The 13903-nt window shown below is 70.6% G+C and carries 16 protein-coding genes and 1 CRISPR repeat array (1 of these 17 only partly in view); of the genes, 6 read left to right on the forward strand and 10 right to left on the reverse strand.

Annotated elements, in window-relative coordinates; translation table 11 throughout:
* Window positions 1–25 precede the first annotated feature (25 nt).
* From ACFYT4_RS09755 to ACFYT4_RS09765, 3 genes are read left to right on the forward strand one after another with little or no spacing between them, the layout of a single operon-like run.
* Window positions 26–286: an acyl carrier protein gene (locus ACFYT4_RS09755; protein WP_389266998.1), complete on the forward strand. Its 261-nt coding sequence runs from the start codon at window positions 26–28 to the stop codon at window positions 284–286.
* Between the two features lies 1 nt (window position 287).
* Complete coding sequence (locus ACFYT4_RS09760) at window positions 288–746, forward strand: SRPBCC family protein (protein ID WP_389267000.1); 459 nt, start codon at window positions 288–290, stop codon at window positions 744–746.
* Window positions 743–1105 carry a TcmI family type II polyketide cyclase gene (locus tag ACFYT4_RS09765; RefSeq protein WP_389267001.1) on the forward strand — a complete coding sequence of 121 codons (363 nt, stop codon included), beginning with the start codon at window positions 743–745 and terminating at the stop codon, window positions 1103–1105. The genes ACFYT4_RS09760 and ACFYT4_RS09765 overlap by 4 nt, the downstream gene beginning before the upstream one ends.
* Window positions 1106–1238: 133 nt before the next feature.
* Here the strand turns inward: ACFYT4_RS09765 and ACFYT4_RS09770 are convergent, their stop codons facing one another.
* A complete protein-coding gene (locus ACFYT4_RS09770; RefSeq protein ID WP_389267002.1) occupies window positions 1239–2297 on the reverse strand; it encodes a methyltransferase in 1059 nt (352 codons plus the stop codon).
* Window positions 2298–3539: a nitrous oxide reductase family maturation protein NosD gene (locus ACFYT4_RS09775; RefSeq protein WP_389267003.1), complete on the reverse strand. Its 1242-nt coding sequence runs from the start codon at window positions 3537–3539 to the stop codon at window positions 2298–2300.
* Window positions 3540–3768: 229 nt separating this feature from the next.
* On the opposite strand from ACFYT4_RS09775, the gene ACFYT4_RS09780 reads away from it, so the two are divergent.
* On the forward strand, window positions 3769–4317 hold the full coding sequence (locus ACFYT4_RS09780; RefSeq protein ID WP_389267004.1) for a TetR/AcrR family transcriptional regulator: 549 nt from the start codon (window positions 3769–3771) through the stop codon (window positions 4315–4317).
* 213 nt (window positions 4318–4530) lie between these two features.
* Entirely contained in the window at window positions 4531–4887 is a 357-nt protein-coding gene (locus ACFYT4_RS09785; RefSeq protein WP_389267005.1) for a hypothetical protein, read from the forward strand.
* Between the two features lie 30 nt (window positions 4888–4917).
* On the opposite strand, the gene ACFYT4_RS09790 is transcribed toward ACFYT4_RS09785, so the two are convergent.
* The 7 genes from ACFYT4_RS09790 to ACFYT4_RS09820 form a co-directional block, all read right to left on the reverse strand.
* On the reverse strand, window positions 4918–5637 hold the full coding sequence (locus ACFYT4_RS09790) for a 3-keto-5-aminohexanoate cleavage protein (RefSeq protein WP_389267006.1): 720 nt from the start codon (window positions 5635–5637) through the stop codon (window positions 4918–4920).
* 50 nt (window positions 5638–5687) lie between these two features.
* Window positions 5688–6353, reverse strand: coding sequence for an RraA family protein (locus ACFYT4_RS09795; protein ID WP_389267007.1), 666 nt, complete (start codon window positions 6351–6353; stop codon window positions 5688–5690).
* 8 nt (window positions 6354–6361) lie between these two features.
* On the reverse strand, window positions 6362–7153 hold the full coding sequence (locus ACFYT4_RS09800; protein WP_389267008.1) for a carbon-nitrogen hydrolase family protein: 792 nt from the start codon (window positions 7151–7153) through the stop codon (window positions 6362–6364).
* A 277-nt stretch (window positions 7154–7430) separates the two neighbouring features.
* The gene (locus ACFYT4_RS09805; RefSeq protein ID WP_389267009.1) at window positions 7431–8534 is read right to left on the reverse strand and encodes an ABC transporter ATP-binding protein; all 1104 of its coding nucleotides are present in this window, start codon (window positions 8532–8534) and stop codon (window positions 7431–7433) included.
* A complete protein-coding gene (locus tag ACFYT4_RS09810; protein WP_389267010.1) occupies window positions 8534–9607 on the reverse strand; it encodes a PotD/PotF family extracellular solute-binding protein in 1074 nt (357 codons plus the stop codon). The genes ACFYT4_RS09805 and ACFYT4_RS09810 overlap by 1 nt, the downstream gene beginning before the upstream one ends.
* Window positions 9608–9699: 92 nt before the next feature.
* Window positions 9700–10497: an ABC transporter permease gene (locus tag ACFYT4_RS09815; protein ID WP_389267011.1), complete on the reverse strand. Its 798-nt coding sequence runs from the start codon at window positions 10495–10497 to the stop codon at window positions 9700–9702.
* Entirely contained in the window at window positions 10494–11417 is a 924-nt protein-coding gene (locus tag ACFYT4_RS09820; protein ID WP_389267012.1) for an ABC transporter permease, read from the reverse strand. The genes ACFYT4_RS09815 and ACFYT4_RS09820 overlap by 4 nt, the downstream gene beginning before the upstream one ends.
* Window positions 11418–11672: 255 nt before the next feature.
* On the opposite strand from ACFYT4_RS09820, the gene ACFYT4_RS09825 reads away from it, so the two are divergent.
* A complete protein-coding gene (locus ACFYT4_RS09825; RefSeq protein ID WP_389267013.1) occupies window positions 11673–12158 on the forward strand; it encodes an Lrp/AsnC family transcriptional regulator in 486 nt (161 codons plus the stop codon).
* A 43-nt stretch (window positions 12159–12201) separates the two neighbouring features.
* On the opposite strand, the gene ACFYT4_RS09830 is transcribed toward ACFYT4_RS09825, so the two are convergent.
* The gene (locus ACFYT4_RS09830) at window positions 12202–12672 is read right to left on the reverse strand and encodes an Lrp/AsnC family transcriptional regulator (protein ID WP_389267014.1); all 471 of its coding nucleotides are present in this window, start codon (window positions 12670–12672) and stop codon (window positions 12202–12204) included.
* Between the two features lie 159 nt (window positions 12673–12831).
* A CRISPR array of direct repeats spans window positions 12832–13903; the repeat unit is 28 nt; unit sequence GTGCTCCCCGCGCGAGCGGGGGTGGACC (it continues 3112 nt past the right edge of the window).

Here is a 13903-nt window from a genome sequence, read left to right on the forward strand (position 1 = left end):
CTCCCACCGAGAAGGAGTACGTCCCATGGACAACACCCTGACCGCCGTCGAACTGGCCGACCTGATGCGGAGGAACGCCGGCATCGCCGTCGATCCGGCCGCGTTCGCGGACCACCCCGACACCCCCTTCGAGGAGTACGGCCTGGACTCACTGGGCCTCCTCGGCATCGTGGCCACGCTGGAGAACCAGTACGGCCGGCCCATGCCCCAGGACGCGGAGCGCTGCAAGACGCCCCGTGAGTTCCTGGACCTCGTCAACAACACCCTGACCAAGAGCGGAGCCTGAAGTGCCCGGACACACCGAGAACGAGATCACCGTCGCCGCGCCCCTGGACCTCGTCTGGGAGATCACCAACGACCTGGAGAACTGGACCGAGCTGTTCAGCGAGTACGCGTCGGTCGAGATCCTGGACCGCAAGGGCGACACGACGACCTTCCGGCTGACCATGCACCCCGACGAGAACGGCACGGTGTGGAGCTGGGTCTCGGAGCGCACCCCCGACCGCGAGAACCGCAAGGTACGCGCCCGCCGCGTCGAGACCGGTCCCTTCCAGCACATGGACATCCACTGGGAGTACTCCGAGGTACCCGGCGGGACACGGCTCCACTGGCGCCAGGACTTCGCGATGAAACCGGACGCGCCCGTCGACGACGAGTGGATGACCGACAACATCAACCGGAACTCGAAAATCCAGATGGCGCTCATCCGGGACAAGATCGAGGCGCGCGCGGGGGTCTCCCGATGAGTGCCCGGCAGGTCGCGGCCCCTGATCGGGCGACGGCCCATCAGGCGCTGATCGTGGCCCGTATGGCGCCCGGTTCGGCGTCCGGCATCGCGGAGCTGTTCGCGCGGTCCGACCGCGGCGAGCTGCCTCATCTCGTCGGCGTCAGACGCCGCAGCCTGTTCCAGTTCGGCGATGTGTATCTGCATCTGATCGAGTCGGACCGGCCGCCGGGGCCCGCGATCGCGAAGGTGACGGAACACCCCGAGTTCCGGGATCTGAGCGATCGGCTGACCGCCTTCATCAGTCCGTACGACCCCGCCACCTGGCGGAGCCCGAAGGACGCGATGGCCCGGCAGTTCTACACCTGGGAACGCGACTGACCGCCCGGTCGTCCGCCGGGCAGGCGAGTGGCGGACGGCCGGGCGGAGCGCGCGGACGCCCCGGAGTCCCGATGCGGGACTCCGGGGCGCCGCTGGTGTATCCCGGCGCGAGCGCCGGCGCGCCCGCCCGCGCTCATCGCGGCACGACGGACTCGAAGGCGTGGAGATAGGCGTTGACGGGGCGGATCTCCCCGACGGGAAGTCCCGCCTTCGCCATCCGCTCCGCCATGCTGTCGCGGGTGTGCTTCGCCCCGCCCACGTTCAGCAGGAGCAGCAGATCCATCGCGGTGGTGAACTTCATCGACGGGGTGTCGTCGACGAGGTTCTCGATCACGACCACCCGCGCGCCGGGCCGGGCCGCCGCGACGATGTTGCGCAGGGTGCTGAGGGTGCTGTGGTCGTCCCACTCCAGGATGTTCTTGACGATGTAGAGATCCGCCGAGACGGGGATCTCCCGGCGGCAGTCCCCGGGAACGATGTCGGCCCGGCCCGCCAGCGGCCCGCCGTCCCGCAGCCGCGGGTCCGCCTTCGCCACCACGTCCGGCAGATCGAGCAGGGTGCCCCGCACCGTCGGGTGCTTCTCCAGCAGGCTCGCCAGCACATGGCCCTGGCCGCCGCCGATGTCGGCGACCGACGAGACGCCCGTGAGATCGAGCAATTGGGCCACATCCTCGGCGGACTGCTTGCTGGAGGTGGTCATGGCCCGGTTGAACACCTGCGCCGACTCGTGCGCGTCCTGGTGCAGATACTCGAAGAAGTCCTTGCCGTACAGCTCCTGGAAGACGTTGTCCCCGGAGCGCACCGCGTCGTCGAGACGCGGCCAGGCGGCCCAGGTCCACGGCTCGGTGCACCACAGGGCGATGTAGCGCAGGCTCCCCGGGTCGTCCTCGCGCAGCATCCGGGACATCTCGGTGTGGGCGAACGTGCCGTCCGGACGCTCCTTGAAGATGCCGTAGCAGGACAGCGTGCGCAGCAGCCGGCGCAGCGGCTGGGGCTCGGCGGTCACGGCGGCGGCGAGCTTCTCGGCGCCGGCGGGTGTGTCACCGAGCGCGTCGGCGACGCCCAGCCGGGCGGCGGCCCGTACGGCGGCGGCGCACGCGGCGCCGAAGACCAGCTCCCGCAGCCGCATCGCCGGGGGAGGCGCGGTGTCGACGGACACGGTCTGGGTGGGTCTGGTGCTCAGCGTGGTCATTCAGCACATCCCTGACGGCTCGGAGGACTGGCAGACGTTGCCGGCGAACGAGTTGCCGGCGCCGGGGCCGCGGTGGACCAGATCGGCCTTGCTGTTGCCGATGACCTCGTTGTTCTCGATGACGTTGTTCTCGTTGGTCGCGCCGACGAAGCTCTCGGACAGGACGATGCCGCCGGACATGGGCGCCGTGCCCGCGTTGCCCAGGACCCGGTTGTCGCGGATGACCGTGGCGTCGGAGCCGGTGAGCACGATCCCGGAGCCCTGGATGGCGGGCAGCCTGGGGGAGGCGGGGCAGAGCTTGTTGTTCTCGCGGATCGTGTTGCCGCGGATGGTCATCGCCCCGGCCGCCGGCTTCGACTCGTCGCTGACGACGAAGATCCCGGCGCAGTTCCCGGAGATGTCGTTGGCGCGGGCCGTGAGATTGCGGACCCGCTTGATGTTGATGCCGACACGGTTGCCCGTCAGGTCGTTGTCCGAGACACGGGTGCCGAGGGTGTCGGTGGCCCCGCCCTCCTCGCCGACGGTGTTGGCGAGGAAGACACCGGCGTCGCGGTTGTCGCGCGCGATGTTGTCGCGGATCACGGCACGGGTCGACTTCTCCTGGCCGAGTCCGAAGGTGCCGTTCTTCTCGGCCGTCACCTGCCGGACGGAGAGCCGGTCGGTCCGGGACGCCCACAGGCCGGCGGCGGCGAAGCCCGTCAGCTTCAGGGAGCGCACCGATACGCCCCGTACCTCCGCGGCCTTCGTACCCGTCACACAGATGCCGTGGCCCGCCGTCGCGCAGGCGTGGGCGGCACGCCGGTCGGTGGCGGGCGGTGGCATCAGCACGGTGGAGGGGCCCGCGCCGCGCAGGGTCACGTCCGAGGTGGTGATCCGGACGCTCTCGCGATAGGTGCCGGGGTGGACGACGACGGTGTCACCCGGCCGGGCTGCGTCGATCGCCTGCTGGATGGACTGGCCGGGGTGGACGGAGTACCGGGTCGCCCAGTCGTGGGTGGCGGGTGCGGCCCGGCCTGAGACGGCTCGCGGTGCGGCCCGGTCGGAGGTGTCCGCGGCCGGGCCGCCACGGGCGGAGGGCGCTCCGGGCGCGGAAGGGGCTCCGGGAGGTGCTTGGGCGGGGGTGGCTTGAGTGGGGGCGGCTGCGCCGAGCCCCGTGACCAGGACGACCGCGACACCGGCGAGGCAGCCGAGCTGCCGTCTGCGCCGGGCCGGAGGTCTGTCGTTTCTGTGGCGTTTCGTCATGGGCCGAAGTTATGGGCGTTCCTGACGTGCCGCCACATGGAGTGAGCAGATGGATACACGCAGTGCTGCGACCGGGTTCATTTCGGCCCCGGGCCGACGTCGGGGCGCTCCGGGCCGGGGCTGGGCGGGCGGCGTGGCGCGGCTCGCGCGGCCCGGCGGCGGAGAGGTCCCAGCGATTAAGGAATGATCGTTCTTGACTGAACGTTCCTCAACTGCGTAGGCTGAGGTCATGGCCCGCCCACGCAGCTTTGACGAAGCGGAAGTGATCCGGGCGGCGGCGGAGTTGTTCGCCTCCCGGACCTACGACGGCACATCCATCGACGATCTGGTCGCCCACCTCGGGGTGCACCGCAACAGCCTGTACAAGACGTTCGGCAGCAAACGGGGGCTCTATCTCGCGGCACTGCGCTGGTCCCTGGAGCACGACATCGCCCCGCTGGCCGAGCGGGTCGCCGCCGGCGACGGCCCCCTCGACGCGCTGCGGGAGAGCCTCACCGCACCGGACGGCGGCGCGGGCCTCGACCTCCTGCTGCTGGCCGCGGCCGAACGCGCGCCCGCGGACGCCGAGGTCGCCTCCCTGGTGACCGAGGGCTTCGCCGCACTGGACCGGGCCACCGCCGCCCCCGCCCGGGCGGACAGTCCCGCCCAGGGGGACGCGCTGGCCACGGCGCTCACCGCGGCGATCCTCGGACTCCGGCTGCGGGCCCGCTCCGGTACGGGCGCCACGGCACTGGACACGGCGGGCGCGGCCCTGGCCCACCGCCTCGACCGGCCCTGAGCCACCCGCCCGACGGTACGCGCGAACCACCCCGAAGCCACCCCGACGGTACGCGCGAACCACCGCGAGTCGGCTCCGAACGCACCGCGCGGCGCCGGAAGCACAGCCCACGGAAGCACAGAAGCACAGGAGTACGGCAGCCCGGCCGCCGGATCCGCCGGGAACGAACGCGGCACCATCCAACACCGCGAAGGCACCGAAGGAGGACCCGCCATGGCGCAGGTCAGCATCGACGGCGACAACCTGATCGTCGAGATCGAGGGACTCGGCAAACTCTGGGCCCTCAAGAGCCGGCTCGCCATCCCGCTCGCCCATGTCCGCGGCGCGACCATCGACCCGGGGATCGTCAGGGAGCCGAAGGGGCTGCGGTCGCCCGGCACCCACTTCCCCGGCCTCATCGTCGCCGGCACCTATCGCACCGACGGCGGAAAGGTCTTCTGGGACGTCCGCGACCCGGCCAAGGCCGTCGTCATCGAGCTGACCGACGAGCGCTACACCCGTCTGGTCGTCCAGGTCGCGGACCCGCGCGCGACGGTGGCGCTCATCGAGCGCTCCTGCCCGGTGAACTGAGCACCCTCACGCGCGGGGCGTCCTTCCGACTCAGCCGCCGGCCAGCGCGCGGGCCGCGCGCACCAGGGCGGCGTTGTCGGAGGCGTCCGAACCGTCCGGGAGATCCGTACCGTCCTCGAACCCGATCCGGGTCTCATGGCCGTCCTCGACCGCGGCACGCACCAGCGGCCAGACCGTCGGACCGTCACCGTGGTACAGGATCGGGCTGGTCACGCCCGCCTCCCGGATGCGGGCGGCCATGGCACGCGCCGCCGCCACGGCCTCCTCGGGGTCCTCCTCGACCGGCTCGATGAGGATACGGACGTTCTCGTGCAGGGTCGGCGAGGCCAGCAGCGCCGGGACGTCGTCCATCGTCCACACCGCGCTCTCCAGCACCATCCCGCGCTCCACGACCAGCGACGCGGTCTCGGCCGCGCCCTCCTCGCTGAAGGCGACGGAGGCGAAGTCCGGGAGCACCTCCCAGGACTTGACCAGGGCGTAGCGCTCCTCGGGGCCGGAGCAGGTCCACAGGCCCGTGGTCGTACCGACGACCGCGTCCGGCGCGACGGCGCGGATCGCCGACAGCACCTCGGCGAGGGCGTCGGGGCGGATGGTCTGCCCGCCGTCCGGGGTGCGGACATGGAAGTGGACGACGTCCGCACCGGCGGAGATCACCGCGAGGGTGTCGGCGGCGATCTCCTCGGCGGTGACCGGGACGGTGGGGTGCTCGGCCTGGGAGCGCCCGCCGTTGACGGCGGCTTTCAGAAACACGATGGTCCTTTCGGGGTGTTACAGGGGTTCGGCACCGAGCGGTGCCGTGTTCAGCGGAGCCGGTGGAGCGATTCGGTGGCTCCGGTCAGCGAGCCCAGGGGCTTGCCGTCCCACAGCTCCGCCACCAGCGCGGGCTCCTCCGCGTCATCGGCGAGCGCCTCGTCGATGACGGCCGCGAGCCGCTCCGCCGGGGCGATGATCAGCCCGTTGGCGTCGCCGAGCACCAGGTCGCCCGCGCTCACGGGCACACCGCCGCAGGAGACCGGGGCGCACAGGGAGCCGTCCGCGATCCCGTGCAGCTTGGTGGTCAGCGGCGTACGCCCGTAGGCGAACACCGGCAGCCCCACCTCCCTGAGCGCGTCGATGTCGGTGCACAGACCGTCCACCACCGCGCCCGCGGCGCCGCGCGAGGCCAGCGCGTTGACGACGACCTCGCCGAGCGGCGCGTGGCGGCGGTCGCCGCCGCAGTCGACGACGACCACGTCGCCGGGGCCGACGATGCCCGCGGCGTGGTGGAGCATGGTGGAGTCCGTGGCGGTGATACGGACCGTCACGGCACGGCCGACCAGCTTGGCCGTCCCCGCCATCCGCTGGAGCAGCGGATCGCAGAAACCCTCCTCCAGGTAGTGGCCGAGGGTCGGGAAGTCCACCGTCCGCAGCTTCTCGGCGAGTTCCGCGTCCAGCGGGGCGGGCAGTTCACGAATGTCGAGCGGCATGGTGCGGGTTACCTCGGTCCGATGATGATGCGGCGGTTGCGGAGCACGGGCAGGATCGTGCGGGCCCGGTCGATCCGGTCCTTGTCGGCGTCGACGACGAGCATCGCCCGCTCCTCCTCGCCGAGCGCCGCGCGTACGACGCCCAGCGGATCGACGGCCATGCTCATCCCGATGCAGTCGGGTGTGGTGAGCGACGAGGCCACCACCCAGCAGGTGTTCTCGATCGCCCGGGTCCGCAGCAGCGTCGTCCAGTGGTCCTCCTTGAGCGGGCCCTTGACCCAGGCGGCCGACACCGACAGCAGATCGGCGCCCATCTCGATGAGGGACCGGGTGAACTCCGGGAAGCGGACGTCGTAGCAGTTGACCAGGCCGACGTTGAAGTCGCCGATCCGGACCACGACCGGTCCGGTGTCACCGCGCTGGACGCGGCGCGACTCCTTGTAGTTGAAGGCGTCGTACAGATGCATCTTGCGGTACAGGCCGAGGACCTCGCCGCCCGCGTCGACGGCGGCGATGGTGTTGTACGGCAGGGCCGTGCCGCTGTCCTCGTAGCCCGCCGCGATGATCGCGACGCCGTGGGAGGAGGCGATCCGGGTGAGGCCCTCCAGGAACGGCGGCCAGTGGGACTCGGCGAGTTCGCGGAGGGGGGTGTCGGTGACGTCGGACGGGATCATCGACTCCTCGGGGAAGACGATGAGTTCGGCGCCCGCCTCGGCTGCCTCCCGGGTCATCTCCTCGATGACCACGAGATTGGCCGCGGCGTCGGCGGTCGGGGCGAATTGGGCTGAGGCGACCTTCACGGCCGGGTCTCCTTGCTGGAGTGGGACGAGGTGTACGGGGTTCGGGTGCGGCCTGCACGGCTCGGGCGGCCGGGCGCGCGGTGCCGCCGGGCGGGGGGTCCCTGCCGGGGGCGCCGCCCCCGGGACCCCCGCGCTGGCGCGACCGCGGGCGCCTGCCCCGCGGTGGTGGTGTGCGGGCCCGGTCCGGTGGTCCCGGCCGGGTGTGCCGCGTACGGCGCCGCGACCGGTGCCTGTGCCGCCGGGTCCGGCGGCGTATCGGGGCGTGGCCGGAGCGGGGTCATTCGGCCAGGACCCGTGAACGCTCGGGATCCCAGCCGGCGTGCACCGGGTCGCCCACGGTGAGGCCGCTGCGGTCGGCGCCACGGGACTCGGCGACAAAGTCGGACCCGTCGGCGAGGGTGAGGTGATAGCGGGTGGCGTTGCCCAGGTACACGATCTGCTGGAGCGTGCCGCCGAGGACGACCGGGCGGTCCGCCAGTTCCTCCGCCGTACGCGCCAGCCGGACGTTCTCCGGGCGTACCGCCAGATGCACCACGGATCCGTCGGCCAGACCGTGACCGCCGGGCACCGCCACGCTCCCCAGCCCCTCCACCCCGATCCGGTCGCCGTCGAGCGGCCCGGTGAGGAAGTTGGAGGTGCCGATGAAGTCGGCCACGAACCGGGTCGCCGGACGCTCGTAGATCGCCTCCGGGCTGTCGACCTGGAGCACCCGGCCGCCGTCCATGATCGCGATGCGGTCGGACATGGTCAGCGCCTCCTCCTGGTCGTGCGTGACCGTCACGAACGTGACCCCGACCTCGCGCTGGATCTTCTTCAGCTCCAGCTGCATCTCGGCCCGCAGCTTCTGGTCGAGCGCGCCCAGCGGCTCGTCGAGCAGCAGCAGCGAGGGGCCGCCGATCAGCGCCCGCGCGATGGCGACGCGCTGGCGCTGCCCGCCGGAGAGCTGGGCGATGGACCGGTCCCCGTACCCCTCCAGCCGTACGAGCGCGAGCGCGTCACGCACGGCGCTCTCGATCTCCGCCCTGGGACGGGACTTGCGCACCTTCAGTTCAAAGGCCACGTTGTCGCGCACATTGAGATGCGGGAAGAGGGCGTAGCTCTGGAAGAGCATGTTCAGGTCCCGCTTGTGCGGCGGCACCCCCGTCGCCGGGACGCCGCCCAGCTCCACGGTGCCCTCCGTCGGCACCTCGAAGCCGGTGATCATCCGCATCAGGGTCGTCTTGCCGCAGCCGGACGGGCCGAGGATCGAGAAGAACTCGTTCCGCCGGATGTCCAGCGTGACGCCCTGCACGGCGTGCGTACGGCCGAACGCCTTGCCGACTCCGGTCAGCCGCACCGCCGGGGTCCCGGTGGCGGGCGGCGCTTCGATGGTCGCGGTCATCAGGACGCCTTCACCTTGGTCCAGCCCTGCTGGAAGTACTTCATCGCGGTGCCCGGGTCGAGCAGGAAGTCCGCGTTCTTGATGGCGTCGTCGGAGGCGTACACCGCCGGGTTCTCCAGCGCCTTCTTGTCCTTGATGAACTCACGGGCCTTGGCGTTCGTGCTGGCGCTGCCGCCGTCGTCCGTCGCCATCGCGGCGACCTCGGGACGCAGCAGGAAGTTGATGAACTCGTACGCCGAGTCCGTGTTCTTCGCGCCCTTCGGGATGGAGAGCCCGTCCGTCCAGATGGAGCCGCCCTCCTCGGGGATGACGTAGTGGACGTTCGGGTTGGCCGCGACGACCTTCGCCATCGCCGTACCGCTCCACGCCTCCGCCGCGCACGCCTGCCCGGTCGACAGGAGCTGCGGGTAGTTGGTGGAGTTGTAGCCCGCCAGCATCTTCTTCTGCTTCTGGAGCGCCTCGGTGGCGGCCTTGATCTCGCCCTCGTCGGTGCTGGTGGCGCGGGAGCCGGTGACCTGGAGGCCCGCGATGTAGGCCGCCAGCATGTTGTCCAGCATGTAGACCTTGCCCTTGTACTTCTCGTCGAAGAGCGTCTTCCAGCTGGTCGCGGACGGAATGCACTTGTCGTTGTACGCGAACCCGGTGGTGCCCCAGATCCACGGAACGCTGTACTTGTTGCCCTTGTCGTACGACGGGTTGCGGAACTTCGCCGCGAGGTTGTCCAGGCCCTTGATCCGGGAGTGGTCCAGCGGCTGGATCAGCTCCTGGCCGATGAGCTGCTGGACGCTGTACTGGCTCGGCTCGACCAGGTCGTACCCCGCCGACCCCGAGCTGAGCTTGGAGGTCATCGTCTCGTTGCTGTCGAAGGTGTCGAGGGTGACCTTGATGCCGGTCTCCTTCTCGAACTTCTTCACCACGCTGTCCGGGATCTCCCCGGCCCAGGCGTAGATGTTCAGCTCCTTGCCGCCGCCTCCGCTCGCGGAGTCCGAGCCGCCGCATCCGGTGGCGACCAGGGCGGTGACGGTGGCGATGGAGACGGCGAGGACGGTACGGGAGACGCTTCTTGCGCGCATGAGGGCGATGCCTTTCGTACGGAGGAGAGCTGAGGGAATCCGTGGAAACGCGGAGGTGATCGGAGGGTGTTCGAGGAGGGGCGGCGAAGGGGTCAGGAGCGTTCGCCGCCGAGCAGGACACGGCGCATCTGCCGCAGCCCCACACCGAGGATGATCAGCAGGGTGAACAGCACGAGCAGCGTGCCCAGCGCGTTGATCTCGGGCGTCAGACCGCCCTTGAGCATCGAGTACACGCGCAGCGGGAGCGTGGTGCTGCCGATGCCGTTGGTGAACGTCGACATCACGATGTTGCCGAAGGAGATGGTGAAGCAGAGCAGCCAGGCCGCCAGCAGGGGCTGCCGCAGCAGCGGCAGGGTCACCCGCCGGAACGCCTGCCAGGCGTTGCACCCGAGGTCGGTGGCGGCCTCCTCCAGCGAGGAGTCCAGTGCGTTGTACGCGCCGAGGACGATCAGCGCCGCGTACGGCAGGGTCACCACCAGATGCCCGAGGACCAGCGTGGTCAGCCCCAGATCCGCGTGCATCGCGCCGAAGACCGACAGCAGGGCCACGCCCAGCACGATCTCCGGAATGATCAGCGGCAGGAACAGACCGCCGGAGAACACCGCCTTCCACTTCGACCGCAGCCGGGACATGCCCATCGCGGCCAGCAGTCCGCAGGCGGTGGCGAGGGTCGCCGAGATCAGGGCGACCTGCGCGCTGACCCCCAGCGCGGAGAGCAACTCGGTGTTGTCGGCCAGCGTTCCGTACCAGCGGGTGCTGAAGCCGGCCCACTTGTAGGTGACCTCGGAGTCGTTGAACGACAGCACGACCACGACGACGATCGGGATGTACAGGAAGGCGATGACGCCACGGGCCAGCCAGGCGGTCAGGGTGTCGAGGGCGTTCTTCATGCGGACTTCCTCCTCAGCCGCCGGGCGGCCAGTCCGAACACCGCCATCGAGGCCACCATCAGCAGCAGCAGGACCACGGAGGCCGCCGCTCCCATCGGCTGGTTACGGAACTCGGTGTAGAGGGTCACGATGAGATTGCCGACCAGCTGGTCGCGTCCGCCGCCGAGCAGCACGGGGATGACGAACACGCCGAGGGTCGGGATGAAGGTGAGCAGCGCGGCCGCGAGCATGCCGGGCCGGGAGATGGGCAGCAGCACCCGGGTGTGCACCCGCCACCAGCCGCAGCCCAGGTCCCGGGCGGCCTCGCCGAGGGAGTTGTCCACGCCGCGCAGTGAGGCGTAGATCGGGAAGATCGCGGTCGGCAGGAACGCGTAGACCAGGCCGATGAACGACGCTCCCTGGCTCGGGATCCACTGGGTGTTCCCGTCGGTGAGCCCGATGGCGTCGGTCAGGCTGTTGACCGGCCCGCCGGGGCTCAGCAGGTTGATCCACGCGAACGTCCGGACCAGGAAGTCCGTCCAGAACGGCACGATGATCAGCAGGAGCAGCAGCATCTGGCGCTGCGGTGGCCGCCCGGCGAGGTAGTAGGAGACCACATAGCCGAGGACCAGGCAGACGAGGGTGTTCAGGGCCGCCATGCCGAGGCTGTAACCGAAGACCTTGAGGTAGATCGGGTCCAGCAGGTCCTGGTAGTTCGCCAGCGTGTAGCCGCCCTGGATGCCGCCGTACGCGTCGGCCGAGGCGAAGCTGTTCCGTACCACCAGCAGCAGCGGTACGAGCACCAGGCCGATCACCGTGATCCCGGCGGGCGCGAGCAGCGCCGTCGTCACGGCGGCACGCCGGACACGCGACTCCTGGGCGGGCCCCTGACCGGGCCGCGCGGACGCCGGCGTCCTCTCGGTGGTGGCGGTGACCGTCACCGCGACGTCCGCCGGGACGACCGATCGGGTGGAGGGGTGGTCTGCATACGCTGATCTCCTTGTCCGGGGGCGGGGGTTTCGGTGGAGAACAGCGTGTGGGAACAAGCCACTGGCCGAAAAGATAAACATGGAACGAATACCGTGGAAACAGCTTCGTATTTCCACGCATCTCGCAGAGGTCCATCACTGCAACAGCGAATCTTGACAGCCACGAGATGATGAGTGCCAACAGCACCTACCGTTCGGAGGCCCCCGGTGATCGACGACCTGGACCGGCAGATCATCGACCAGCTACGGGTGGACGGACGCCGCTCCTTCGCCGAGATCGGCCGTACCGTGGGCCTCTCCGAGGCATCCGTACGCGCCCGCTACCAGCGGCTCCAGCGCAAGGGCGTCCTCCAGGTCGTCGGCATGACCGACGCGGTCCGCATGGGCGAGATGGAGGTCCACCTCGCGGTGCGGGTCCACCACATCCCCGTGGCCCTGGTCGCCCGCGAGCTGTCCCGTATGCCGGAGGTGCGGTACGTGGCCTCGTGCGTCGGCCCCTACGACCTGATCGTGGACGTACGCTGCCGTGACCTGGAACACCTCGCCGAACTCCTCACCGAACGCGTCCGCCGCGTCAACGGCGTCGCCCACGCGGAGGCGCTGACCGTCCTGGAGGTCATCAAGGACTCGTACCTGTGGGCGGGCTTCCGCGAGGTGCCGGTCCGGCCGGGGGAACGGATCATTCCGACGTAATCCGGCGCAAGTCGTCAGGGTGGGTCGGGTCGGGTGAGTCGGGCTACTCCTGGGCGACGCCCTGCCCCACCGCGCTGGCCAGACCGCTCCACGAGTAGTCCTTGAACAGCTCCAGCAGCAGAAGCACCTGCACCCGCGACACCCCCGGCAGCATCCGGATGTCGTCCAGCAACTGCACCAGCTGCGCCTGATCCCGGCAGGTCCCCTCCAGGAAGATGTCCTGACTCCCCGCGCAGAGTGCCACATGGTTGATCATCGGCATCCCGGAGAGCGTCTTGGCCACCGCTCGCGGGGTCAGATCCCGCACCCGGATCATCAGCCGCACGGACTGATGCCCCAGCGCCAGCGGATCGCACAGCGCCACGATCCGCAGCACCCCGCTCTCCTGCAACCGCCCCACCCGCTGCCGCACGGTCGCCTCGGAAACCCCCAGCTCACGAGCGAGCACGGTATACGGCGTCCGGCCGTCGCGGGTCAGGGTCCGCACGATCCTGCGGTCTATGTCGTCGAGCACCCCCCAACCTTGACATACCAGTCAAACATCCTGATTACCCCACCCCTACCCACCCGAGAATCCGGGCCCGGCGCCGGGTGTCTGACATCATGAGTCGCGATGAGACGCCGCCTGGGTCAAGAAACGGCAAAGTGCCTCTGAAGTCGCAGGTCAGGAAGAGTGCTCCCCGCGCGAGCGGGGGTGGACCGTCCGGATGGGCGCTGGCCGACGTGAACAAGCTGTGCTCCCCGCGCGAGCGGGGGTGGACCGCCCCGGGAGAAGTCCGTCTACATCTGCCTCGCGTGCTCCCCGCGCGAGCGGGGGTGGACCACCTGTAAAACGTATTGCGATAGCCATGCAATAGTGCTCCCCGCGCGAGCGGGGGTGGACCGACCAGCGACGCCCTCACCGGCATCGCCAACGCGTGCTCCCCGCGCGAGCGGGGGTGGACCGCAGAACACTCACAACCGCAACCTCCGTGAGCGGTGCTCCCCGCGCGAGCGGGGGTGGACCGCCGGAGTTCTGGTCCGCCAAGCTCCTGGTCGCGTGCTCCCCGCGCGAGCGGGGGTGGACCGCCTTGCTGCTGTGGGTGCGGCGGCAGTGCGGGGTGCTCCCCGCGCGAGCGGGGGTGGACCGGCCGCAGCCGCAGGGAAGCTGGCCGACCCGCGGTGCTCCCCGCGCGAGCGGGGGTGGACCGGCAGAGCCCGAGCTCACCCTGCTGCGCATCACGTGCTCCCCGCGCGAGCGGGGGTGGACCGACCAGTAGCACCCCCAAGCCCCCGGCCCTGAGGTGCTCCCCGCGCGAGCGGGGGTGGACCGCCCAGTCGGACCGGGCGGGCCAGGTCGTGCTGGTGCTCCCCGCGCGAGCGGGGGTGGACCGGCCAGGAGTACCGGGATGATGGCCTGGTAGAGGTGCTCCCCGCGCGAGCGGGGGTGGACCGGTCCGCAGCCTCTCGGTGTTCTCACGCCGCGCGTGCTCCCCGCGCGAGCGGGGGTGGACCGTCACGGACGCTGCGGGCGAGTCCGGGTGGCAGGTGCTCCCCGCGCGAGCGGGGGTGGACCGTTGTTCCTGTTCAGGACACCTTCGATGACCTCGTGCTCCCCGCGCGAGCGGGGGTGGACCGCGCTGGCGTCTGGCCGGCACCGATCCGCAGGGGTGCTCCCCGCGCGAGCGGGGGTGGACCGCTGGAACGGACCCTGTGGCGGGACCTTTGGCGGTGCTCCCCGCGCGAGCGGGGGTGGACCGTTCGCC

The sequence above is a fragment of the Streptomyces sp. NPDC004609 genome, assembly GCF_042873655.1.
Lineage (GTDB): Bacteria > Actinomycetota > Actinomycetes > Streptomycetales > Streptomycetaceae > Streptomyces.

What these genes read in the sequence shown, in the direction of transcription:
- ACFYT4_RS09805 (WP_389267009.1), bottom strand. Translation starts at nt 8,534, where the DNA reads ATGACCGCGACCATCGAAGCGCCGCCCGCCACCGGGACCCCGGCGGTG.
- ACFYT4_RS09755 (WP_389266998.1), top strand. Translation starts at nt 26, where the DNA reads ATGGACAACACCCTGACCGCCGTCGAACTGGCCGACCTGATGCGGAGG.
- ACFYT4_RS09780 (WP_389267004.1), top strand. Translation starts at nt 3,769, where the DNA reads ATGGCCCGCCCACGCAGCTTTGACGAAGCGGAAGTGATCCGGGCGGCG.
- ACFYT4_RS09795 (WP_389267007.1), bottom strand. Translation starts at nt 6,353, where the DNA reads ATGCCGCTCGACATTCGTGAACTGCCCGCCCCGCTGGACGCGGAACTC.
- ACFYT4_RS09770 (WP_389267002.1), bottom strand. Translation starts at nt 2,297, where the DNA reads ATGACCACGCTGAGCACCAGACCCACCCAGACCGTGTCCGTCGACACC.
- ACFYT4_RS09810 (WP_389267010.1), bottom strand. Translation starts at nt 9,607, where the DNA reads ATGCGCGCAAGAAGCGTCTCCCGTACCGTCCTCGCCGTCTCCATCGCC.
- ACFYT4_RS09765 (WP_389267001.1), top strand. Translation starts at nt 743, where the DNA reads ATGAGTGCCCGGCAGGTCGCGGCCCCTGATCGGGCGACGGCCCATCAG.
- ACFYT4_RS09775 (WP_389267003.1), bottom strand. Translation starts at nt 3,539, where the DNA reads ATGACGAAACGCCACAGAAACGACAGACCTCCGGCCCGGCGCAGACGG.
- ACFYT4_RS09815 (WP_389267011.1), bottom strand. Translation starts at nt 10,497, where the DNA reads ATGAAGAACGCCCTCGACACCCTGACCGCCTGGCTGGCCCGTGGCGTC.
- ACFYT4_RS09785 (WP_389267005.1), top strand. Translation starts at nt 4,531, where the DNA reads ATGGCGCAGGTCAGCATCGACGGCGACAACCTGATCGTCGAGATCGAG.